Annotated in this window: 16 protein-coding genes; 6 read left to right on the top strand and 10 right to left on the bottom strand. The window is 72.0% G+C overall.

Going from position 1 to position 21700, the window contains the following annotated elements; all coding sequences use genetic code 11:
- Positions 1 to 61 precede the first annotated feature (61 nt).
- On the bottom strand, positions 62 to 1240 hold the full coding sequence (locus BZZ08_RS22680; protein ID WP_104634089.1) for a hypothetical protein: 1179 nt from the start codon (positions 1238 to 1240) through the stop codon (positions 62 to 64).
- Between the two features lie 197 nt (positions 1241 to 1437).
- Here BZZ08_RS22680 and BZZ08_RS22675 point away from each other — a divergent pair, with 197 nt between their 5' ends.
- Entirely contained in the window at positions 1438 to 1923 is a 486-nt protein-coding gene (locus BZZ08_RS22675; RefSeq protein ID WP_104634088.1) for a SigE family RNA polymerase sigma factor, read from the top strand.
- Positions 1920 to 2732, top strand: coding sequence for a hypothetical protein (locus BZZ08_RS22670; RefSeq protein ID WP_241965539.1), 813 nt, complete (start codon positions 1920 to 1922; stop codon positions 2730 to 2732). Before BZZ08_RS22675 ends, BZZ08_RS22670 begins: the two co-directional genes overlap by 4 nt.
- Positions 2733 to 2742: 10 nt before the next feature.
- Here BZZ08_RS22670 and narI read toward each other — a convergent pair whose 3' ends face one another.
- From narI to BZZ08_RS22640, 6 genes are all read right to left on the bottom strand, one after another.
- On the bottom strand, positions 2743 to 3465 hold the full coding sequence (narI, locus tag BZZ08_RS22665; protein ID WP_104634087.1) for a respiratory nitrate reductase subunit gamma: 723 nt from the start codon (positions 3463 to 3465) through the stop codon (positions 2743 to 2745).
- Positions 3462 to 3956 carry a nitrate reductase molybdenum cofactor assembly chaperone gene (narJ, locus tag BZZ08_RS22660; protein ID WP_104634086.1) on the bottom strand — a complete coding sequence of 165 codons (495 nt, stop codon included), beginning with the start codon at positions 3954 to 3956 and terminating at the stop codon, positions 3462 to 3464. The genes narI and narJ overlap by 4 nt, the downstream gene beginning before the upstream one ends.
- A gap of 4 nt (positions 3957 to 3960) precedes the next feature.
- Positions 3961 to 5565 carry a nitrate reductase subunit beta gene (gene narH / locus BZZ08_RS22655; protein WP_104634085.1) on the bottom strand — a complete coding sequence of 535 codons (1605 nt, stop codon included), beginning with the start codon at positions 5563 to 5565 and terminating at the stop codon, positions 3961 to 3963.
- Positions 5565 to 9260: a nitrate reductase subunit alpha gene (locus tag BZZ08_RS22650; protein WP_104634084.1), complete on the bottom strand. Its 3696-nt coding sequence runs from the start codon at positions 9258 to 9260 to the stop codon at positions 5565 to 5567. Before BZZ08_RS22650 ends, narH begins: the two co-directional genes overlap by 1 nt.
- Before the next feature lie 104 nt (positions 9261 to 9364).
- A complete protein-coding gene (locus tag BZZ08_RS22645) occupies positions 9365 to 10174 on the bottom strand; it encodes an SAM-dependent methyltransferase (RefSeq protein ID WP_104634083.1) in 810 nt (269 codons plus the stop codon).
- 43 nt (positions 10175 to 10217) lie between these two features.
- Entirely contained in the window at positions 10218 to 11081 is an 864-nt protein-coding gene (locus BZZ08_RS22640; protein WP_104634082.1) for a helix-turn-helix domain-containing protein, read from the bottom strand.
- Between the two features lie 229 nt (positions 11082 to 11310).
- On the opposite strand from BZZ08_RS22640, the gene BZZ08_RS38860 reads away from it, so the two are divergent.
- Positions 11311 to 11475, top strand: coding sequence for a hypothetical protein (locus tag BZZ08_RS38860; protein ID WP_157953353.1), 165 nt, complete (start codon positions 11311 to 11313; stop codon positions 11473 to 11475).
- On the opposite strand, the gene BZZ08_RS22635 is transcribed toward BZZ08_RS38860, so the two are convergent.
- Positions 11457 to 12275 (bottom strand): helix-turn-helix domain-containing protein, encoded by an 819-nt coding sequence (locus tag BZZ08_RS22635; RefSeq protein ID WP_104634081.1) that lies wholly within the window; start codon positions 12273 to 12275, stop codon positions 11457 to 11459. The genes BZZ08_RS38860 and BZZ08_RS22635 overlap by 19 nt on opposite strands.
- Before the next feature lie 102 nt (positions 12276 to 12377).
- On the opposite strand from BZZ08_RS22635, the gene BZZ08_RS22630 reads away from it, so the two are divergent.
- From BZZ08_RS22630 to BZZ08_RS22620, 3 genes are read left to right on the top strand one after another with little or no spacing between them, the layout of a single operon-like run.
- Entirely contained in the window at positions 12378 to 12683 is a 306-nt protein-coding gene (locus BZZ08_RS22630; RefSeq protein WP_104634080.1) for a 4a-hydroxytetrahydrobiopterin dehydratase, read from the top strand.
- Positions 12684 to 12687: 4 nt separating this feature from the next.
- On the top strand, positions 12688 to 13467 hold the full coding sequence (locus tag BZZ08_RS22625) for a class I SAM-dependent methyltransferase (protein ID WP_104634079.1): 780 nt from the start codon (positions 12688 to 12690) through the stop codon (positions 13465 to 13467).
- A gap of 37 nt (positions 13468 to 13504) precedes the next feature.
- Positions 13505 to 15400, top strand: a complete 1896-nt coding sequence (locus BZZ08_RS22620; RefSeq protein WP_104634078.1) for a rhamnogalacturonan lyase — start codon at positions 13505 to 13507, stop codon at positions 15398 to 15400.
- Between the two features lie 85 nt (positions 15401 to 15485).
- Here the strand turns inward: BZZ08_RS22620 and BZZ08_RS22615 are convergent, their stop codons facing one another.
- Positions 15486 to 18137 carry a cellulose binding domain-containing protein gene (locus BZZ08_RS22615; RefSeq protein ID WP_104634077.1) on the bottom strand — a complete coding sequence of 884 codons (2652 nt, stop codon included), beginning with the start codon at positions 18135 to 18137 and terminating at the stop codon, positions 15486 to 15488.
- Between the two features lie 217 nt (positions 18138 to 18354).
- Positions 18355 to 21276 carry a glycoside hydrolase family 48 protein gene (locus tag BZZ08_RS22610; protein WP_104634076.1) on the bottom strand — a complete coding sequence of 974 codons (2922 nt, stop codon included), beginning with the start codon at positions 21274 to 21276 and terminating at the stop codon, positions 18355 to 18357.
- Between the last annotated feature and the right edge of the window lie 424 nt (positions 21277 to 21700).

Raw genomic sequence — 21700 nt, 5'->3', positions numbered from 1 at the left:
GGGCGCGGGCGGCCCGGCGCCGCCGCCACGTCGTCCGTGGTCCTGCCGGGGTCCCGCGACGTCAGCGCCCGCCGGTCAGCAGCAACGGGCCGGGAAGGCCCGTCGCCCCCTCCTCGTACCCGACGGCGGTGACGCCCCGCGGGGTCCAGGCCACTCCGGTCAGGTACCGGGTGCCGTCCGCACCGCCCGGCGGGACGGAGAGCACCGACCACCGGCCCCGGCGCAGCCGCATGACATACGGTGTGCCGTCCCGCTGTTCCCCGGCGACCGCCACTCCTCCCGGTGCGAGGGTCAGGTCGTTCACGCGACCGGCGTCGGCGGGCGCCGGCACCTGCTTCCAGGAGCGGCCGTTCCAGTGCGCGAGCAGCGCGTGCCCCGTGTCCTCGTCGTCGTTCAGCTTCCGGCCCGCCGCCCAGACGTCGTTCGCCCCGCGGGCCTCCAGGTCGACGAGTTCGCCGTTCACCCCGTTGTAGGGGACCGGTACACGGGACCAGGACGTGCCGTCGTAGTGCAGCATCGCCGGCTGGTCCTCGGAGGTGTAACCGGAGACCCACACGTCGTCGTCGGCGAGGGCGGTGACGGAGTTCGTCCACAGAGAGGCGGCGTCCGGTACGGGCACGAGGTGCCACGCCTCGCCGTCCCAGTGCTGGAGCATCGCCTCCGCGTGCGTCTCCTGGATCGTCCCCCCGGGCTTGTCGGGGTCGGGCACCTCGCTGTCGACGACGATGAGCCAGCCGACCGCCCACACGTCGTCGTGGGCCCGTGCCGACACGTCCAGCAGTCCGGCGCCGGCGAGTTTCGTCCCCCGGGGCGCCGGCGCGTCGACCACCCGCCACTCGGTGCCGTCCCAGTGCTGGGTGAGGAAGACGCCCCGGGGCTCCTCGTACGCACCGACCATCCAGGCGTCGTCCTGTGACACCGCGTCGATCGCGCTGATCTGGTTGGACCGGTCGGCGAACCCCCGCATCGGGATCTCCCGCCAGGACCTCTCGCCGTCGTCGCGGGCGAGCAGCAGCGGTGTCCTGGGGTGGACCTTGCCCTCCTGGCCGACCCGGACCCCGTAGACCCAGGTGGTGTCGCCGTCCACCCTGGTGACGCCGGTCAGGGCCGCGTCGCCCACGCGCGTCAGGTCCGTGGCCGACCACCGGGCCTCGGCGTGCGCCGTGGCGGCCGGCACGGTGACCGCGGCCAGGGCCAGGGCCGCGACTGCGGCTCTCGTTCGTACGCGTACTCCACTCATACTGGGTTCTCCCGCTGCGTTCTCGGTGTCCGACGCCTGCACTCCTTCTCAATGCGGTGGCGGGACCAGGACGTTGCGGCGCCCGCCGGCCCTTTTCCGCCGCCCGGTCCGACGGCCCGGACCGCAACCGGGAGGGCGGGCCACCGCACTGGAACGGTGAGACCGTCCGCGCGGGCGGGCGGGGAAAGGGGGGCGGGGTGGATCGCGGTGAGGACGCGCTGCACGACTTCGTGCGGGACAGACGCCTGGCGCTCTTCAGGAGCGCCTTCCTGATGTGCGGCAACCGCGAAGAGGCGGAGGACCTGGTGCAGACGACCCTGGTCAAGGTGGTGCTCGGCTGGCGGCGCCTGCACAGGCTGGACAACGTCGAGGCGTATGCCCGCAAGACGCTGTTCAACACCTTCATCGAGGGCAGGCGCCGGTTCTGGCGGCGTGAGCACGCGTACGGGGAGCTGCCGGAAGAGGCCGCTCCCGAGTCCGACTCGGAGACCGGGATGGTGGTGCGGTCGGCGCTGGCCCGCCTCACCCCGCGGCAGCGGGCCGTGCTGGTGCTGCGCTACTGGGAGGACCAGAGCGTCGAGGCGACCGCCGCGGTGCTCGGAATGCGGGAGAACACGGTGAAGAGCCACACCGCCCGCGGGCTGGCGGCGCTCCGCGCCGTGATGGGGAAGGAGTTCGTATGAGCGACGTCATGGACGACGAGGTGCGGGACCTGCTCGCCCGGGCCGCCGAGAGGGCCGGCGGTCCCTCGTTCGACACGGCAGTGGTGTTCGCCCGGGCGTCCCGAGTGCGCCGAAGGCGCCGCGCGGTGGTGGCCGGCGGGGCGTTGGCCGTCGTGGCCGGCGCGCTGTTCACCGTGTCCGCCGTGCCCTCGGGCGGGGCGGACCGGGCGTCGGCTGCTGCCGTCCCTTCCGGCGCCCCTCCGACGCACACCGAGCCGACTGGTGGCTCCGGGCGGGACCGGAGGCTCGCAGAACTGCTGCCCGCCGATGCCGGGGAGGCCGAGGAGATCTCCTTGGCCGTGCTGCTGAAGGACGCGGACCGGGAGACCGCCACCGGCGGGGAGTCCCAGGGCGCCCTGGACGGCTGGTACGCCCTCCGCCGGCCGGACGGCGTCGGCTACCTCGGAGTCGCCCTGCACGACCAGACGTACCTGGACGCGAAGTTTCCCGACGGGCAGGGCCCTGCCGCGGACCTCTGCGCGCGGACCGGGACCGAGCCGCCCCGCACCGACTGCGTGCGCGAGGAACTGGCCGGCGGCCGGGTGCTGACCATCTGGCGGCAGCCGCGGGAGCGGAACGAGGACGGCCTGGAGTGGGCCGAGGAACTCACCGGCCGGCTCGTGCTCCCCGACGGCCGGACCCTGTTCGTCCGCGACAGCGCCGGCTACCGCGGCCATGGACAGCTCGGCCCCCTGCTGCGGACCCCGCCCCTGACCCGTGAGCAGCTCCGCGCCCTGATGCTGAGACCGGAACCGCTGGCGGGGAGGTAGGCGGCCCGGTTCAGGAGCCCGCGCGCTCCCAGCCCCGCCGGTCCGGGCGCGGCCCCAGCTGTCTGGGGTCGCGCGACCGGTAGACCACGTACGGGCGGGTCAGGTACTGCAGGGGCGCGCTGAACATGTGCACCAGGCGGGTGTAGGGCACCAGGGCGATCAGCACCATCCCGACCACCGCGTGCACGTGGTACAGCACCGGCACGCCCGCCATCAGCTCCGTCCTCGGGTTCAGCGTGAACAGGCTGCGCGACCACGGGGCGATGGTGCTCCGGTAGTCGTAGCCGTTGCCCGAGGTGTCGGACAGCTTGGCGATCATGCCCAGGAGCAGGGCGCCGAACAGGAAGACGTACATGAGCTTGTCGTTGGCCGTGGTGGCCCGGAAGACGGGCGCGTTGGTGCGGCGGCGGTAGATCAGGAGGCCGATCCCGGCGACCGCGAGGACCCCGGAGACCGTGCCGCCGTAGAGCGAGAACAGGTGGTACGCGTGCTCGCTGATGCCGATCGACTGCGTCCAGGACGCCGGGACGAACAGGCCGATCAGGTGGCCGGCGAGTACGAACAGGATGCCGTAGTGGAAGACCGGTGAGGCGATGTTGAGGAGCTTGGACTCGTAGACCTGTGAGGAGCGGGTCGTCCAGCCGAAGCGGTCGTAGCGGTGCCGCCAGACCAGTCCCGCGATCAGCAGCGCGAAGGCGGCGTAGGGCAGGACGCCCCACAGGAAGACGTTCATCGGCGGGCTCCGGCGGGTGCGGGCGGCAGGGTGGCGCACACGGCGTCCAGGACGCACGCGTAGGGCGTGCCGAAGGCGGTGAGCCGGGTGCGCAGCTGGTCCAGGGCGGCACGGTGCTCGGTGAGCATCTCCATGTCCCCGGTGCGGGAGACGAACTCGAGGACCGCCGGCAGGAAGTCCGGCAGCTCCTCGCCGGTGAACTCCAGGCCGTGCGCGCGGTACAGCTCCTTGAAGCGGACCAGGGACATCCCGCGGTTGCGGGTGTCACCGTCGGTCCACCAGCTCAGGTAGAGGCTGTGCCGGTTCTTGAAGTCGAACACCTCCACGTAGTGCGCCTGGAGTTCGCCCTGCCCGGTCGCCGCCGCGTGGTCGGTGAAGCCGCGCAGTTGCGGCGCCGCCTCGCGCAGCAGGGGCAGCCGGGCGCGGAAGTCCTCGTCGGGATACGTCAGACAGAGCGCCGCCGCCTGGTAGAGCACCTCGAAGCCGGGCATCGGTTCAGACCTCCCTCTCGTCGTCAGCGGTCTGCCGCCTGCGCAGGATGTGGAAGTTCTCCACCGGCACCAGCGGCAGCCGCTTGCGCCCGGAGTCCTGGCCGAACGGCCCGTCGCCGCCCATGCCGGGGCCGCCGTCGGTGTCCAGGCTGCACGTGTCCGGGAGCCCCTCAAGCGCCGACGCCTCCAGCCGGTGCGCGTCCCCGACGGCCGCCGTCGGGATCACGTACCGCTCCTCGTACTTGGCGATCGCCAGCAGCCGGTACATCTCCTCGACCTCCTCGGGGCGCATGCCGACGCCCGCGCAGACGGCCGGATCGGGGTCCTCGCCGAGGTTCACCGACCGCATGTGGGCGCGCATCGCCGCCAGCTTCTCCAGCGACGCCCGCACCGGACCGGTGTCACCGGCCGTGAACAGCTCGGCCAGGTACTCCAGCGGAATGCGCAGCGTGTCGATCGCGCCGAACAGGTTGTCCGCGTCCTCGCCCTCGTGCCCCGTCTCCGTCAGCGCGTCCACCACCGGCGACAGCGGCGGGATGTACCAGACCATCGGCATCGTCCGGTACTCCGGATGCAGGGGCAGCGCGACCCGGTACCTGCTGACCAGCGCGTGCACGGGGGAGCGCCGGGCCGCCTCGATCCAGTCGAACGAGATCCCCGCCTCCTCGGCGGCCCGCCGCACCTCAGGGTCCTCCGGGTCGAGAAGGACACTCAACTGCGCCTCGTACAGGTCGCGTTCGTCCGGCGTCTCGGCGGCCTCGGTCACCTTGTCGGCGTCGTAGAGGACGACCCCGAGGTACCTCAGCCGGCCCACACAGGTCTCCGAGCAGACGGTGGGCTGGCCCGCCTCGATGCGCGGGTAGCAGAAGGTGCACTTCTCGGCCTTGCCGGTGCGGTGGTTGAAGTACACCTTCTTGTACGGGCAGCCGGTCACACACATCCGCCAGCCCCGGCAGCGGTCCTGGTCGACCAGGACGATGCCGTCCTCGACGCGCTTGTACATCGCCCCGGACGGGCACGACGCCACGCACGACGGGTTGAGGCAGTGCTCGCAGATGCGCGGCAGGTAGAACATGAACGTCTCTTCGTAGGCGAACCGCACCTTCTCCGAAGCCTGTTGACGCGTGCGCTCCACCATCGGGTCCAGGTCGCCGTAGGCGGGGGCGCCGCCCAGGCTGTCGTCCCAGTTGGAGGACCAGCCGATCTTCATCGGCTTGCCGTCGAGCTGCGAGACCGGCCGCGCGACGGGGTAGTCGGTGCCGAGCGGGGCGTCGGTGAGGTTCTTGTAGTCGTACGTCCAGGGCTCGTAGTAGTCCTTGATCTCCGGGAGCCGCGGGTTGGAGAAGATCCCGGCGAGCTTCTTGAACCGGCCGCCCGCCTTCAGCTTCAGCGCGCCGCGCCGGTTCAGCTCCCAGCCGCCCCGCCACTTCTCCTGGTCCTCGTAGCGGCGCGGGTAGCCCTGTCCCGGGCGGGTCTCCACGTTGTTGAACCAGACGTACTCCATGCCCCGCCGGTTGGTCCACGCCTGTTTGCAGGTGACCGAACAGGTGTGGCAGCCGATGCACTTGTCGAGGTTCATGACCATCGCGACCTGGGCCATCGGGCGCATCAGTACTCGACCTCCTGGGAGCGGCGCCGGATGACCGTCACCTCGTCGCGCTGGTTGCCCGTCGGGCCCAGGTAGTTGAACGCCCAGGACAACTGGGCGTAGCCGCCGATGAGATGGGTCGGTTTGAGGAGCAGGCGGGTGAGCGAGTTGTGCACGCCGCCGCGCTTGCCGGTCGTCTCGGCGAGCGGCACGTTGACCGTGCGTTCCTGGGCGTGGTGCATGAAGACCGTGCCCGGCGGCATGCGGTGCGAGACGATCGCGCGGGCCACCACCACGCCGTTGCGGTTGACCGCCTCGATCCAGTCGTCGTCCGCGACGCCGATCGCCGCGGCGTCCTCGGCGGACATCCAGATGGTCTGGCCTCCCCGGGACAGCGCCAGCATGAACAGGTTGTCCTGGTACTCGGAGTGGATGGACCACTTGTTGTGCGGGGTGAGGTAGCGGACCGTCACCTCGCGGTGCCCGTCGGAACCGAGCCGCGGTTCGCCGAACAGCCGGTGCATGTCCAGCGGCGGCCGGTACACGGGCAGCGCCTCGCCCAGCTCGTGCATCCAGTCGTGGTCGACGAAGAAGTGCTGGCGGCCGGTGAGGGTGTGCCAGGGCTTGAGGTGCTCGGTGTTGATCGTGAACGCCGTGTAGCGCCGCCCGCCCGCCTCGCTGCCCGACCACTCCGGGGAGGTGATCACCGGCACGGGCGCCGCCTGGGTGTCGGCGTAGGTGATCCGCCTGCCCTCCTGCTCGGCGGCCAGGTGGGCCATCTGCTGCCCGGTCTTCGCCTCCAGGGTGTGGAAACCCTGGGTGGCCAGGCGCCCGTTGGTGGTGCCGGACAGGGCCAGGATGGTGTTGGCCGCCTTCACCGCCGTGTCCAGCGCCGGACGCCCGTCGGCCGGGCCGCCGCGCACCGTGCTGTTCAGGTCGCGCAGCCGCGCCACCTCCTCGTCCGGCCGCAGCGTGATGCCCTTGGCGGGCAGGCCCTTGGCCTCCACCAGCGGGCCCAGCGCGGCGAACTTGGCCCCGATCGCCGTGTAGTCACGCTCCACGACGACGAGGTTCGGCATGGTCCGCCCGGGCTCCGGATCGCACTCCCCGCGCCGCCAGTCGCGTACGACACCGCCGGGCTGGGCGATCTCGCCGGGGGTGTCGTGCTGGAGCGGCGCGGCCACCAGGTCCTTGCGCACCCCGAGGTGGTCCTCGGCCAGCTCGCTCAGCTTCTCGGCGAGGAGCTTGAAGGTGTCGAAGTCGGTGCGCGCCTGCCACGGCGGGTTCACCGCCGGGGAGAAGGCGTGCACGTAGGGGTGCATGTCCGTGCTGGACAGGTCGTGCTTCTCGTACCAGGTCGCGGCGGGCAGCACCACGTCGGAGAGCAGTGTGGACGAGGTGTGCCGGAAGTCCAGCGAGAGCAGCAGGTCGAGCTTCCCCTCGGGCGCCTCCTCGTGCCAGACCACGTCCCGGGGCCGCTCGCCCGGCGACGCCTCCTCGGCGCGCAGCGAGGACTGGGTGCCCAGCAGGTGCTTGGTGAAGTACTCGGCGCCCTTGCCGGAGGAACCGAGCAGGTTGGCACGCCACAGGGTGACGATCCGCGGCCAGTTCTCCGGCGCGTCCGGGTCCTCGCCCGCGAACTTCAGGGTGCCCGCCCGCAGTTCGGCCACCGCGTTGGCCACCGGGTCGCCGAAGGTCTCGCCCAGCTCCAGGGGATTGCGGTCGAAGGTCGGGTACGAGGGCATCCAGCCCGTGCGCGCCGACAGGGCGAGGCAGTCCGCGCCCGCCATCCCGGCCAGCCGTCCCTCGCCCAGCGGTGAGGCGAGCACGTCGGCGCGGAAGCGGTCGTAGCGCCACTGGTCGGTGTGCAGGTACCAGTACCCGGTGCCGATCGCCTGGCGCGGCGGGCGCGACCAGTCCGACGCGGCGGCCAGCGACGCCCAGCCGGTCACCGGACGGCACTTCTCCTGGCCGACGTAGTGCGCCCAGCCGCCGCCGTTGCGGCCCTGGCAGCCGGTGAGCTGGAGCAGGGCGAGAAAACTCCGGTAGATCGTCTCGGAGTGGAACCAGTGGTTGGTGCCCGCGCCCATCAGGATCATGCAGCGGCCCTTGGACCGCTCCGCCGTCCGCGCGAACTCCCGGGCGATGCGTACACAGGCCGCCGCCGGGACCGAGGTGTGCGTCTCCTGCCAGGCGGGGGTCGCGGGCGCGTCCGCGTCCTCGTACGACGCCGGCCAGTCGCCCGGCAGGTCCGGCCGCCCCACGCCGTACTGGGCGAGGAGCAGATCGAAGACCGTCGTCACCAGCGGTCCGGTAGCGCCGCCCAGTCGTGTCGCCGGGACGCCCCGGCGCAGCACCTCGCCGCGCCCCTGCCCGTGCGGGCCGCCCTCGGTGTCGAAGCGGGGGAGCAGCACCTGCACGCCCGACGCCATCGGGTGGCCGTGCAGGCTCAGCCGGGGGCGTACGTCGCCCAGGTCCAGGTTCCACTTCCCCTGGTCGGCCTCGTTCCAGCGGAAGCCCAGCGAGCCGTTCGGGACGACCGCGCGGCCCGTCGCCTCGTCCAGGACGACCGTCTTCCACTGGGCGTCGTCACCGCCCTGTCCGAGGTCGGCGGCGCGCAGGAACTTGCCCGGCACGTACGCCCCGTCCCGTTCGGTCAGCGTCACCAGGAACGGCAGGTCGGTGAAGCGCCGCACGTAGGCGTCGAAGAACGGGGTGACGCGGTCGACGAAGAACTCCTTGAGCACCACGTGCCCCATCGCCATCGCCAGCGCGGCGTCCGTCCCGGGGTGCGGGTGCAGCCACTGGTCGGCGAACTTGGTGTTGTCGGCGTAGTCGGGCGAGACCACGACCACCTTCTGGCCCCGGTAGCGGGCCTCCGCCATCCAGTGCGCGTCCGGGGTGCGGGTCACCGGCACGTTCGTGCCCCACATGATCAGGTACGCGGCGTCCCACCAGTCGCCCGACTCCGGCACGTCCGTCTGGTCGCCGAAGACCTGCGGGGAGGCCACGGGAAGGTCGGCGTACCAGTCGTAGAACGACAGCATCGGGGCGCCGATCAGCGAGTGGAAGCGGGCGCCCGCCGCGTGCGACACCATCGACATCGCGGGGATGGGGGAGAAGCCCGCGATGCGGTCGGGGCCGTGGGCGCGGAGGGTGTGCACATGGGCGGCGGCGATCATCTCGACCGCCTCGTCCCAGCTCGCCCGGACCAGACCGCCCTTGCCGCGCGCCCGCTGGTAGCGCCCGCGGCGCTCGGGGTCGCCCTGGAGGTCGGCCCAGGCCAGCACCGGGTCCGCCCGCCGGGCCTTCGCCTCCCGGTACATCTCCAGGAGCACCCCGCGCACGTACGGGTAGCGCACCCGGGTCGGCGAGTAGGTGTACCAGGAGAACGCCGCGCCCCGGGGGCAGCCGCGCGGCTCGTACTCGGGGCGGTCGGGGCCGACCGACGGATAGTCCGTGGCCTGGGTCTCCCAGGTGATGATGCCGTCCTTGACGTACACGTTCCACCGGCACGAACCCGTGCAGTTCACCCCGTGCGTCGACGTCACGACCTTGTCGTGGCTCCAGCGGTCCCGGTAGAAGGCGTCCGACTCCCGCCCGCCGACCAGCCCGATGCTGTGCAGGTCGGGTGCCGCGGTGCCCGGCCGGAAGAACCGTCCCGCGCGCAGCAGCGCCGCGCCCGGCTCGGTGGGCGGTGTCCGCGTGTCGGTCACGTGCGCTCCCTTGCTCGCCCTGAGTCCCGAACCTAGGGCCGGGCGCGGGAGCGCACCCGTTCGCGGCGCCCGTACGGGTCAGGAGAGGGCGCCGGACGTCCGGGTCAGGGTTTGCGCGCCACCCCCGCGTACACCGGCACGATGCCCTCCGCCTGGACCGCCACGTCCTCCGGGTCCGGACGCCAGCCGGTGACCGGGATGATGCCGGGGCCCAGCAGTTCCAGGCCGTCGAAGAAGCGCGCGAACTCGGGGAGGGAGCGCGGGTGGAACGGCGTGCCGCTGCGGGCGAACAGCTCCGCGGCCTTGCCCACCGCCTCGGGATTCAGGTCGGGCGTGACCTGCGAGAGGACCAGGAAGCTGCCCGGCGCCAGCACGTCGGCGTACCGCCCGAGCAGGCCGTACACGTCGTCGCCCTCGACCGCGTCGCCGAGGTAGTGGGTGAGGGCCACCAGCGACAGGGCCAGGGGCCGGTCGAAGTCCAGGGACTCGCCCGCCAGCCGCAGGATCAGGTCCGGGTCCCGGACGTCCGCGTGGACGTAGTCGGTGGCGCCCTGAGCCGAGCCGTGCAGCAGCGCCTCGGCGTGCCTGAGGACGATCGGGTCGTTGTCGGCGTAGACGATCCGCGACTCGGGCGCCACCGCCTGGGCCACCTGGTGCAGGTTCGGCTCGGTGGGGATGCCGGTGCCTATGTCGAGGAACTGGCGGATCCCGGCCTCGGCGAGGGTGCGGACCGCCCGGTGCATGAACCGGCGGTTCGCCCGCGCCCCGCGCACCGCCGTGCTGTCCGCCGCGAGGATCCTGCGGGCCAGCTCCTCGTCCACCGGGTAGTTGTCCTTGCCGCCCAGCCACCAGTCGTAGACGCGGGCCGGGTGCGGCCGGCTGGTGTCGAGGGGCGCGGGCTCGGAACCGGTCATGCGGTGTCGTCTCCTCGGGGGCTGCGGTGGCGGGGCGTCGCGGTCAGAAGTTCTCGCGGTACGCGCGCAGGATCTTCTCGGTGCGCTGGGTCGAGGCGGCCCGCGCCGTCATGTGGTCCAGGACCTCCAGGTGCGCCGAGACCTCGGTGCGGGAGTCCAGGTACAGGGCGCCCGTCAGGTACTCGGTGAAGACCATGTCCGGCAGTTCCGGCTCCGCGAACCGGAACAGGGTGAACGGCGCGTACGTCCCCGGGTGCGGCCCGTCCTCGAACTCGGCGACCTGGAGCGTCACCCGGTCCCGGCCGGCGAACTCCAGCAGCTTGTCGAGCTGCTCGCGCATCACCCGGCCGTGGATGCTCACCGGCCGCTTCAGCACCGTCTCGTCCATCACCACCCACAGGTGGGGCGGGTCCGGGCGGTCGAGCAGCCGCTGCCGCTCCATGCGCAGGGAGACGTGGCGCTCCACCGCGTCCCCGCCCGCGTTGCCGATGGTCCCGGCCTCCAGGACCGAGCGCGCGTAGTCCTCGGTCTGGAGCAGCCCCGGGACGAAGTGCGGCTCGTAGGAGCGGACGATCCGCGCGGCGCCCTCCAGGCTCACGTACAGGCTGAACCAGTCCGGCAGCACGTCGTGGTACCGCTGCCACCAGCCCGGCTGGTTCGCCTCCTCGGCGAGCGCCACGAACGCCGCGACCTCGTCACCGGCGACTCCGTACGCCGTCAGCAGTATCTGGACGTACGGTATTTTCAGCGAGACCTCGGCCATCTCCATGCGCCGCACCGTCGCCGGGGCCACCCGGAGCACCTTGGCGGCCTCCTCGCGCTTGAGGCCCGCCGTCTCCCGCAGTTCCTGCAACCGTCTGCCGAGGACCACCTGGCCCACGGTGGGTGCGGCCCGCCGCTCGCTCACGCCACGCCTCCCCAACGCGCCCAAGTCTCACCGCAGTCTGTCATGTTCCTCTGTCAGTCTCACAGGGGTGTTCGTGGATCATTCTCGGCCCGGACGTATGACCCGCCGGGTAATCGACCGCGCCCGCGCCGGGCGGGATCGTGGAGCCACCGGGTTCCGGACCGGCGCACTCCGGCCCGGGGCCCGGCCCCCACCCCAGCATGTCCGACCCGACGGAGGCTGACTCGTCATGTCCACGCACCAGCTCGCCGCACTCGCCCGTACGGCCGAGCCGCGGCTGATGCACCGCCGCCTCCTCGCCCTCGACGCGGCGGTGACCGGCGCCAGCGCGCTCGCCCACCTCGCGCTGCTCCGGTACGGCGCCCTGAGGCGGGGTCAGGGCAGCAGCGAGTGAAGGTACGCGACCGTCGCCGGGTCGGCCGGGAGCAGCGTCTCGATGGCCAGCTCGGCGACCGTCACGTCCATCGGGGTGTTGAACGTGGAGATGGACGAGATGAACGACAGGACGCGGCCGTCGTGCTCGATCTGCATCGGCAGCGCGAAGTACGGCACCGGCTCGTCCGGCGCGGCGCCCGGCGCGGTCTCCGGCACCGGATACGCCGCCACCTCGTCGTACAGCTCCCGCAGCGGCCGCGAGCGGTGCAGGGCGATCTGCCGCTCCATCTGCTCCAGCAGGTGCCCGCGCCACTCGCGCAGATTGCGGATGCGCGGCGCCAGGCCCTCCGGGTGCAGCGTCAGCCGGATCGCGTTCAGCGGCGGCGCGAGCAGGTGCTCCGCGACGCCGTCCATCAGCATCGTGATCCCCCGGTTGGCCGCCAGCACCCGGTACGTCGCGTCGACGACCAGCGCCGGATACGGTTCGTAGCCCCGGATCAGCCGCTCCATGCCCTCACGCAGGGCACCGAGTGCGGGGTCGTCCAGGGGGGTCTCCGGGTAGCGCGGGGCGTAACCGGCCGCCAGCAGCAGCGCGTTGCGCTCCCGCACCGGGACGTCCAGGTGCTCGGCGAGGCGCAGCACCATCTCCTCGCTCGGCCTCGAACGGCCCGTCTCGACGAAGCTGATGTGGCGGGCGGAGGAATCGGCGCGCAGTGCCAGCTCCAGCTGGCTGACCCGCCGCCGCTCCCGCCAGGCCCGCAGCAGCGGGCCCACGCCCCGGTCGGTGGTGGGGGCGGTACCGGACATGAGTGCGGTCATACGCAGCACGGTAGTCGACCGCGGGCCGCGCCGGAGCGGCCGCGCTGTGGCACGCTGAAGCGGACCCGACCGTCGAGCACCATCAGCGAAGGAGCGCAGCACATGCCCGTAGAACCGCTGTCGCCACAGGAGATCGAGGAGCAGCTGGCCGCCCTGCCCGGCTGGTCACTCGACGCCGGCCGCCTCACCCGCTCCTACCGGCTCGGCTCCCACTTCGCGGCGACCGCGATGGTCGTCCACATCGCCCAGGTGCAGGAGGAACTCGACCACCACTCCGACCTGACCCTCGGCTACGACACGGTCGCCCTCGCCGTCCACACCCACAGCGCGGGCGGCGCCGTCACCGGGAAGGACGTCGAGCTCGCCCGCAGGGTGGAGGACCTGGCCGCCGGTCACGGGGCACACTGACGGTGTGCTCGACTACGACAAGGAAGCGGAGCGGTACGACGACTCCCGCGGCGGCGAGCCCCGGGCCGAGGCGGCCGCGCAGGCCGTGCTGAACCTGGTGCCGCGGCAGGCCCGCCGGCTGCTGGACGTGGCCTGCGGCACCGGCATCGTCACCCGGCGGATCGTGGCCGGACGCGACGGCCTGCGGGTGACCGGCGTCGACCTCGCCCCCGCCATGGCCCGCCGCGCCGCCGCCCGGCTGCCCGGCGCCGTCGTCCTCGCCGACAGCCGCCGACTTCCCTTCCGCGAGGGGGAGTTCGACGCCGTCAGCAGCGTGTGGCTGCTGCACCTGGCCGGCGGCGCGGAGAACGTGCGGGCGATCGTCGCCGAGTGCGCCCGCGTGCTGCGGCCCGGCGGGACGTATGTGACCACGGTCGACAAGGGCGCCTCGCACAACGTGGGCAGCGACATCGACGCCGTGCTCGCCGCCCGCCCGCCCGGCATCGCGCACGACGCCGCCCGCCTCGTCGAGGAGTACGCCCGCGAGCACGGACTGACCCCCGCGGGCCGGGCCCGCTTCACCGGCCACGGGCAGGGCCGCAGCCCCCGCCGCACGGTCGCGGACCTGCGGCGCGGCTGGTTCGTCACGCTGCCGCCGGGCGAGCCGCTCGCCGAGGAGTTCGCCGCGCGGCTGGCCGCCCTGCCGGACCAGGACCGGCCCCGGCCCGACCCGGTCTTCACCCTCGCGGCGTTCAGGAAGTCGTGGGCGAAGGGCGGCAACCCGGTTGCCCCGGGCGGCGACTGAGAGGCGGAATCCGTCCGTCCTCCAGGAGGTTCGTCCCGTGAGGCACCCCCGCACCGGCTCCCGCGTTCCCCGCACGCACCGCAGACGCCCCCTCGCCCTGGCCGCGGCCCTCGCCGCCGCCGGACTCGTGGGCGCGGGCCTGACGACGCTCGCTCCCGACACCGCCGAGGCCGCCACCGCGCGCCAGGTCGAGGCACTGGACCGGGGCGTCGTCAGCGTCCACACCGGCGACGGCAACCTGGTCGGCTGGCGCTGGCTGGGCACCGATCCGGACAACGTCTCCTTCAACGTCTACCGGGCCGGCACCAAGGTCAACTCCAGCCCGGTCACCGGCTCCACCACCTACTTCCACGCCGGCGCCCCCGCCCAGGCCGACTACACCGTCCGCGCGGTCGTGAACGGCACGGAGCAGGGCGACTCCGTCCACGCGATCCAGTTCCGGGCCGGCTACAAGGACGTACCGATCAGCCCGCCGTCCGGCGGCACCACCCCCGACGGCGTCTCCTACGGCTACGAGGCCAACGACGCCTCCGTCGGCGACCTCGACGGCGACGGCGCCCTCGACATCGTCCTCAAGTGGCAGCCGACCAACGCCAAGGACAACTCCCAGTCCGGTTACACCGGCAACACGATCGTCGACGGCATCCGGCTCGACGGCACCCGCCTGTGGCGCGTCGACCTGGGCCGCAACATCCGCTCCGGCGCCCACTACACCCAGTTCCAGGTGTACGACTACGACGGCGACGGCCAGGCCGAGGTCGCCATGAAGACCGCCGACGGCACCAAGGACGGCACCGGCGCGGTCATCGGCAGCTCCTCGGCCGACCACCGCAACTCCTCCGGCTACGTGCTGTCCGGCCCCGAGTACCTGACGATGTTCAACGGGCGGACCGGCAAGGCCATGGGCACCGTCGACTACGTCCCCGCGCGCGGCTCGGTCTCCTCCTGGGGCGACTCCTACGGCAACCGCGTCGACCGCTTCCTCGCGGGCACGGCGTACCTGGACGGCTCCCGGCCCTCCGTGATCATGGCGCGCGGCTACTACACGCGCACGGTGATCGCGGCCTGGGACTGGCGGAACGGGCAGTTCACCCGCCGCTGGACCTTCGACACCAACTCCTCCACCAACAGCGGCAAGGGCTACGACGGCCAGGGCAACCACCAGCTCTCCGTCGCGGACGTGGACGGCGACGGCAGGGACGAGATCGTCTACGGCGCGATGGCCGTCGACGACAACGGCAACGCCCTGTGGACCACGAGGAACGGCCACGGCGACGCCATGCACGTCGGCGACCTCGACCCGTCCCGCGCGGGCCTGGAGGAGTTCAAGGTGGACGAGGACGGCTCGAAGCCCTCGTCGTGGATGGCGGACGCCCGCACGGGCCAGATCCTGTGGTCCACCGGCGCGAGCGGCGACAACGGCCGCGGCGTCTCCGCCGACATCTGGCCGGGCAGCGCGGGCGCCGAGTCCTGGTCGTCCGCGGAGAGCGGCATCCGGGGTCCCAAGGGCACCGTCGTGAACAGCCGCAAGCCCTCCAGTGCCAACTTCCTGTCCTGGTGGGACGGCGACACCGTCCGCGAACTCCTCGACGGCACCCACGTCGACAAGTACGGCACCTCCGGCGACACCCGCCTCCTCACCGGCTCCGGCGTCGCCTCCAACAACGGCACCAAGGCCACCCCGGTCCTCGCCGGGGACATCCTCGGCGACTGGCGCGAGGAGGTCGTCTGGCGCACCTCGGACAACACCGCCCTGCGCATCTACTCCACCCCGTACGACACGGACACCCGCATCACGACCCTCCTCCACGACACCCAGTACCGCACCGCCCTGGCCTGGCAAAATACGGCCTACAACCAGCCCCCGCACCCGAGCTTCTTCCTCGGCGCGGGCATGCCCACGGCCCCGAGGCCGTCGGTCCACACACCCTGATCCTCACGCGCCCGCGCCACGCGGCGCGGGCGCACCGGTCACGGAGCCGGGAGGGCGCGTCGCCGGTACGCGCCCTCCCGGTCGGTCATCTCCGAGCGCAGACCTGGTCGCCCTGCTGGAACGACGCGGGTTTCGCGTTCGTACCCGAGCTGCTGCCGGTGAAGCCGAAGCTCACCGAGGCGCCGGGTGCCACCACGGCGTTCCAGCCGGCGTCCCTCGCCGTCACCGTCGTGCCGGTCCGGGTGTGTTCGGCGTTCCACATCCGGGTCACCTCCTGGTCACCGGGGAACGTCCAGTCGAGGGACCAGCCCTTCCAGGCCGACGCGCCGGTGTTGGTGAGCCGGACGTCCGCCTGGAAGCCGCCCGGCCACTGGTTGGTGACCGTGTACGTCACCTCGCAGGCACCGGGCCCCGGTCCCGGATCGGTGCCGCCGCCGGTGTCCGAGGTGTCGCCGTAGACGACACCCCGGCCGTTGGTCGACACGTACACCCGGCCGTAGACCCGCGGGTCGCCGGTGATGGCCGCGCCCGTCCAACCCCACTGGTGGGCGTCGTCGTTGACCCGGGTCCAGGTCGCCCCCTTGTCGGTGGAGCGGAAGATGCCGCGCACCCCGCCGATCTCGGCGCTGGTGAAGAGGGTCTGGTAGGAGGCGCCCGGGGCCGCCTTGCCGAAGCCGACGGTGTCGGCCGCGTCGACACCCGGCAGCTTGGCGAAGGTCTTGCCGCCGTCCGTCGAGTGCCACAGGCCGTACGGGCCGTCCGCCGCCCCGCCCGCCAGCCAGACATCGCCCGCCCCGCCCGGCAGAGCCTTGAAACGGACGCTGTCACCGGCGGGCAGCCCGGTCGCCGCCGAGGCGGTGAAGGTCGCGCCGCCGTCCGTACTCACGTAGAACGTCCCGGACTTGAAGCCGTAGAAGGTCGACGGGTCCACACGGTCGGACTCGACGACCGCGCCCGCCGGGATACCGGACGACGCCTGCCACGAGGTGCCGAAGCCCGTCGTGTACTGGACGCCCGTGCCCTCCGGGCTCCACACGAAGCGGCTGCCGTCCGCGCCCGCCGCCACCGTGCCGCCGCCGCTCACCCCCGACGGGTCGGTCCCGCCGAACCAGTTGGCGCCGTTGTCCGTGGAGAACGCGATGTGCGGGCCCGAGTCGAGGTGGCCGGCCCGGACCACCGTATCCGGGTTCTTCTCCGCGAAGTCCAGGCTCGTCGTGGTGGTGAAGTTCGGCGAGGTGTACATCATCGACGGGACCTCGGTCAGGCTGGTGTGCCGGAAGCCGCCGACGTCACCGAGCGCGCTGAGCAGCGGGGCGCCCGACGGGGGCGAGGCCAGGTCGTTGACCGCCGTCTCCTCCAGGCCCCGCACCATCGGCTCGATGCCGAAGGTGCCGCCCGCGTCGTCCCAGTCGGTCAGATCCTCCGTGCCGTAGATCGTGGCCCCCGTGCCGTACATCATCCGGTCCGAGTCGAACGGGTCGATCTCCAGCGCCTCCGTCATCCAGCCCAGCTTCGGCGTCTGCTCGGGCGGCGTGGGGTTCGCGCCCCAGGTGAGCCACGGGGACGAGGACACGTCCATCGTGTAGCGGTTCTCGCGGTTCGGGTACGACGTGTAGCTCCACGCCTGGGTCCAGGCCGCGCCGCTGTCCGTCGAGCGGAAGATCTGCGTGTCCGGCCACCACGAGCTGTACGCGGTCGCCATCACCGTCCCCGGGTGTTGCCGGTCGACGGTCAGGCCGCTGAAGCCGTAGGAGGTGTCCGCCTCCGCGACCGGGCTGATGTCCGTCCAGGTACCGGTCGCCGTCGCGTACCGGTACAGCCGGCCCTTGCCGCCGTCGTACGGGCCGCCCGTGTCGCTGTAGGCCAGGTAGAGGTAGCCGTTCTCGGCGTCCAGCACGCCCTTGTGGGCCAGATAGCCCGTCGGCTGCCCGGCGAGCCGCTGCCAGCTCGCGCCGGCGTCCGTCGAGCGGTAGACCGCGTTCTCCTTGTCGGCGACCCCGACGTAGACCGTCCTCGTCGCCGTGCCCGCGCCGCCCGTCGACTCGTCGAAGGTGACCCAGGTGATGCCCTGGTTGTCGGAGGCGTAGCCGGACGTGTCGCCCGGGTCCTGCGCGTAGTCGCCCGGGTTCGGGAAGGCCGTCACCTCGGACCAGGTGACGCCCGCGTCGGTGGACCGCCACAGGCCGTGTCCGCTGGGCGCGCCCAGGTACAGCACGTCGTTGTCGTGCGGGTCGACGGCCAGGCGCTCGCCCATGCCGCGGCCCGGCATGTTGCCGCCCAGCTTGAACGGCAGGTCCGTCTTCTCCCAGCTCGCGCCCCGGTCGGCGGAGCGCAGCACCGCGCCGTTCGTCGGGTCCCAGTCGTTGGTGTACGTGCCGACCGCCGCGTACACCCGGTCGGGGTCGACGGAGTCGGAGGCGACACTGACCACGCCGGTGTGGCCCCAGTCGTCCCAGCCGACGTGGTCGAGCAGCGGCGTCCAGGTGTGGGACGCCTCCTGCCAGCGGTAGGCGCCGCCGATGTCGGTGCGGGCGTAGGCCAGGTCCTTCTCGGCGCGGTTGAAGACGATGCCGGGGACGAAGCCGCCCCCGTCGATGCGGGCGTTCTGCCAGGTGTAGCTGTCGGCGGCGACGGCCGCCCGCGGCGCTGGACCGGCGGCCAGCGCCGTGGGCGGGCTGCCCGCGAGCAGCCCGGCCGCGAGGGCCAGGAGAACGGTGAGGATCCGGGTTCTTCGCACGGTGGGGAACCGTCCTTCCGTCAGGAACAGAACACATGCGAGGACCGGGCGGCCCCGGCGTGGTCGGGGCCGCCCGGTCGGTTGGTCCCGTCGTCCGGTGACGAGACCGATGACGCGGAGCCGTCAAGCGCCCCGCAGGGGCGCGGGGAACTGCGCGGCCAGCCACACACAGCCCGCAGCCAGAGAACCGCGCACCCCGCGGAGCGCTTCGCGGGGGCTATTCCAGTAGCTCCGCGTACGAACCCATGGCGAGGGCTATGTCCGCCTGGGCCCAGAACCGGTGGTACGTGAACGTGGGCGCGGCACCGCCCTTGAGGTAGCTCTCGATCTTCGACCAGGCCGGGTCGTCCTGGTAGAAGGAGCGGATCGAGGCGAAGGTCGACGACGCGTCGACCGTGTCGCCGTTCGGCATGGTGCCGCTCCAGCCGCTCGGGACGTAGACGCCGTCGTCGAAGCGGTTGTAGTCGGCGCGGGTCTCCGGGACGGCGATGCCGAGCGCGTCCTGGTTGTTCTCCCACATGCCGTCGAGCAGCGCCTTGGCGGTCGAGGCCGCCTCGGTGTCGCCCGAGCGGTCGGCGTAGTACGTCAGGGTCTTGGCGTAGGCCGCCGCCACACCGACGTCGTTGGTGTAGTCCGCGACCGTGACGTGCAGGCCGCCGTTGTCACCCGGGGACGAGGCGTTCCAGGTGTCGGGCTGGCCCGACCACTGGAGCGTGGACGGGATCCGGAAGGTGCCGTCCGGGTTGACGGTCGTCTCCGACAGCGCCCAGTCGACCCACTTGTCCAGGACCGCCTTGGCGTCGGCGTCACCGCTCTGCTGGTAGTACTCGGCGACCCGCTCCATGGACCACGCCTGGAAGCCGAACCACTGGTTGGACGGCGGGTCGTGGTACACCGGCTTCTCGTCGTAGTACATGCCGTAGAAGGTCGGCGTACCGGCCGGCGGCGTCGCGTACCGGCCCGCCCAGCTGTTGGTCGCGCCGCCCGCGATGGCACCCTCGTCGGACTGCAGCCAGCGGTAGAACTCCACCTGCCGGTCCAGGGACTTGGCCCAGTCCGACTGGCCCGTCGCCGACTTCGGCTTCAGGTCGGCGTCGGTGCTCAGCGCGTAGGCGGCCAGCGGGTTCTGGTAGCCGCCGTGGGTGTGGCTGGAGCCGATGCGCCAGGCCCAGCCCGCCGAGGTGTCCACCGCGCCGCCCCAGGCGTAGTACCAGGACAGCAGGTAGTGGGACGAGTCCTTGCCGCTGCCGGCCGGGCAGCTCGACGGACCGACGCAGTTGCCGATCTTCTTGAAGTACTTGTCGAACATGGCGTAGCGCAGGTAGTCGCCCATCTTCGCGGCCTTGTCGAGGGTCGCGGAGATCTCGCCGCTCCTGCCCTGCTCACCGGCCCAGATGTCCGCCCAGTACGCGGCCTGCACGGCGCGCGCGTCGGCGTCCGGGGCGTTGGTGAACTTCCACTGCTTCGCGTAGGAGGCGTCACCGGTGAACAGGTCCAGGTAGCCGTTCTTCCCGCCGTACTTGAACGCGTCGCAGGTCGGCTGCGGCACCGTCTCCCACACCGACTCCTGCGCGCCGCGCTGGAAGGTGTTGATGTAGGACGGGCCGGTGTCGGAGGGGCCCGCCTCGCACTTGCCGGGCGAGTTGCCGTAGCCGTAGGTGTTGTCGACGTCCTGGAGCCAGTGCATGCCGTAGACGTCGTCCGTGCCGTACGCCGACTTCAGCTCACCGGCGATCGGGTCCGCGCCGACCGGCACGGAGCCGTCCAGCGGCGCCGGGTACTCGTTCGGCGTGTCCAGCTCGGGCGCGTAGGTCGCCGGCTTCGAGGCGTTGTAGGAGGAGTTGGTCGGCTGGTCGGCGTGGGTGGGGATCATGTACGTCTCCATGATCTCCCAGGCGTTGTTGAACTTCGTCCAGTCGCCGGTCACCTTGCCGTACATGGCCTGGAGCCACAGCAGGTAGCTGTACGCCTCCGACGTGGTCTCGTGGCCGTGGTCCGGCGCCTCGACGATGAGGGTCTCCACCGAGTGGTACGGGATGCCCTCGGGCGAGAAGTAGCCGTTCGCCGGGTCGGTGATCTTGCCGTACAGCTCCAGGAAGCGGGCGTCGTAGTCCTTCGCCGCGGCCAGCTGGGTCACGGTGACCGCGGCCTTGCCGTGGCCGGGGGCCGTCGACTCGAAGACCGCCGACCCGCTGCCGGAGGTGTCCGCCGAGACGGTCACCCGCTGGGCGGTGTCCCAGTTCGACGGGGTGAAGGTGAGGCGCGCCCCGCCGGTCAGCGTCAGGCCCGTGTTGCCGCTCGCGCGGGAGGTCGTGACGGTCACGTTCGCCGTCGGCTGCTCAGACAGCTTGACCTCGTACGTCCCCGACTCGCCCTGCTGGACGCCCAGTTGGCTCGGCGAGGCGACCACGGTCGGTCCGGCGGCCACCGTGACGCCGACCGGGGTCGAGTCCGCGGAGGCGCCCATGCTGTCGTAGGCCTTCGCCACCAGGGAATGACTGCCCACGGTCAAGCCCGTGGCCGAGTACGTGTAGGGCGAGCTGGTGTCGGTGCCCAGCAGCTTGGTGTCGTCGTAGAACTCCACCTTGCTGATGGTGGCGCCGTCGGCCGCGGCCGCCGTGGCCGCCAGCGGCACCGCCTCGCCCTGCGAGTACACGGCGCCCGCCCCGGGGCTGGTCAGCACGGTGATCGGCGGCTGGTGCGCGCCGGTGCAGGAGGTGCCGTTGACCGCGAAGCCGGTCGGCGCGGCATTGCTGCCGCTGTACGTGAACTGCCCGCCGGTGGAGACGGCGGCCCCGGCGGCGATCCGCGTGTTGTACGAGGCGTTCTTCACGGTGACGTTCCGGCCGGACTGGGACCAGGCGCCGTTCCAGCCGTTCGTGAGCTTCTGGTTGCCCGCGTAGGAGTACGTCAGCGTCCAGCCGTCGATGGCGTCCGTGCCGTGGTTGGTCAGCGTCAGCTCCGCGGTGAAGCCGGCGCCCCAGTCGTTGGTCTTGTAGTCCACGCTGCACCGCAGTGCGGCCGCCTGGGCCGGAGTCGAACCTGTGCCCAGCATCGTGAGGGGAAGTGCGAACGCCGCCAGCGCGGCGGTCCACCAGCGCCGCGCGGTGCGGCGTCTGGGTCTGTGTCCTGAGTGCATGGTGCTGGTTCCTCCTTGCGGCTCGGGGCGGGGGAGTGGGGGAGGAGCAACAAGCCTTGAACCAGTGGGAGCGCTCCCATAGTGGGGAGGGCGCCTGGTGCGGTCAAGATGTGTGGAGAGTCGAAAAGATTCGACGGGTCCGGCGCGGAGAAAGTCGGTAACTCCTCTGTTCTTTGCCGTCACTTGGCGCTACCTTCGCTGCACCAGTGGGAGCGGTTCCATCAGTCGACGCGTCCGTCACGGCGCGTCCGAACTGCAAGGAGTCGCTCATGCGCCACCCCCCGTTCCACCCTCCGCGTTCAGGACTTTTAGCCGTTGCCGCAGCCGTGGCCGCTACCTGTCCGACGCCCTGCCGGCCGGTGCGCCGGTTCGCTCACCCCTCGGGCCGCTCCGCCGTGCCCGCGGGCCGTTCCTGACCTCCGAT

The sequence above is a fragment of the Streptomyces sp. MH60 genome (assembly GCF_002939385.1).
In the GTDB taxonomy this organism is placed as follows: Bacteria; Actinomycetota; Actinomycetes; order Streptomycetales; family Streptomycetaceae; genus Streptomyces.
Note: the sequence above shows the minus strand (reverse complement) of the source record. Positions and strands in the feature narration are given on the sequence as shown.